General features: G+C 67.5%; 1 pseudogene. It reads left to right on the top strand.

Annotation, left to right across the window (positions count from 1 at the left end):
• Window positions 1-527 precede the first annotated feature (527 nt).
• Window positions 528-1,525 (top strand): annotated as a pseudogene (locus ACF089_RS35910) (Rhs family-like protein); the annotation flags it as partial.

The raw sequence follows: 1,525 nt of genomic DNA on the forward strand, positions 1-1,525 counted from the left end.
AGCGCGTGGGTCTCGCTGATCTCGGTGCGCGAGGACAGCACCTCGACCGGCTCACCGGTCCGCTTGGCCCTCTCCAGCGCATGCTCCTCCGAGCCCGCCGGCGCTCCGGAGGTACTGGTTCCGGAAGTCTTCTCCTCGGCGGCGACCGAGGTCGCGGCGCTGAGGGGAGTGAGCCCCAAAGCGCCTCCGACCAGCACCGCGGCGAGTGCGCCCCGTGCGGTGCGACCCGGTCCCCGTCTCTTCATGGGTATGTCCGGCATAGACAAATCCCCTTGATCCCTTCACTTCAAGAGCAACTTTCGGCGGAACAGTACACGGCGCTCTGATGGGAATTTCCGGCTGTTTAGGGGGAGTGAGGTGATTTATGGGAGTGCAACCCCTGTTGCTGGTGGGGTTGTTGGCACTTAGGGTCCCCTCCGGTCATGTGTTTATCCTGCTCAGGATGGGAAGGAAGCGTGCGACAACAACTCTTGCGCCAGTTGCGCTATTTGGGGCACTGGCATAGATCCGTGTCATTTGTCGTCTTCATGGCGCTGATGATCAACTTCGTCCCGGACGACCCGGCTGCGGCTGCCGGAAGCGGCCCGGACCTGGACGAACTGAAGCAGGAACGTTCCGTCTCCGGACGGGACTTCGACCGCAAGCGGCCCGCGGTCAAGAACGAGGCGGAGAAGGACTGGAAGCCGGTCGCCGGCCGGATCCCCACCGGGGATTACGTGGTCCCCGTCGCCGACGCCCAGGGCGACGTCCCGGCGAAGGCCGCCCGATCGGGACTGGGTTCCGGCGATCACGGCGTGATTACCGGCCAGTCGGAGAAACCTTTCGCCGAGATTCCCGTCCGCCTCCAGAAGCCTGAGGCCAAGGCCGGTGCGGCGCGCGGGAAGACTCTGGCCGAGCCGGGCACGACGGCTCGGGTGCAGGTGAAGGACGCGAAGGCGGCTCGCGCCGTGGGCGTCGAGGGCGTGCTGTTCACTGCGGCCCCGGCGGCGTCGGGTACATCTGACGCCGCGTCGGGTGCTGTCGAGATCGAGGTGGACTACCGCTCGATCAGGGACAGTTTCGGCGGTGACTGGGGTTCGCGGCTGCGGCTGGTGGAGCTGCCGGCGTGTGCGCTGACGACTCCGGAGAAGTCCGAGTGCCGCACTCCGACCGAGCTGAGGGGCTCCAACGACCCCGAGGCCTTCACGGTCAGCGCGACCGTTGATCTGGGAACCGCGAAGAAGGCCCGTGGGTCGGCTTCCGCGCCGCGGGTGCTGGCGGCGACGGCGTCGGCCTCGGGCCCTGGCGGCAACCACGGCGCTACGTCGCTGTCGCAGTCGGGTTCCTGGATGGCCGGCAGTTCGTCCGGCGGGTTCTCGTGGACGTATCCGATCGAGTCGCAGGAGGTCCCGGGCGGTCCGCAGCCCGAGATCGCGCTGTCGTACTCCTCGCAGGCGGTCGACGGCCGCACCGCTTCGACGAACGGTCAGTCGTCGTGGATCGCCGAGGGCTGGGACTACGAGCCGGGCTTCATCGAGCGCCGGTT

Source organism: Streptomyces sp. NPDC014894, assembly GCF_043080985.1.
Classification (GTDB): domain Bacteria; phylum Actinomycetota; class Actinomycetes; order Streptomycetales; family Streptomycetaceae; genus Streptomyces.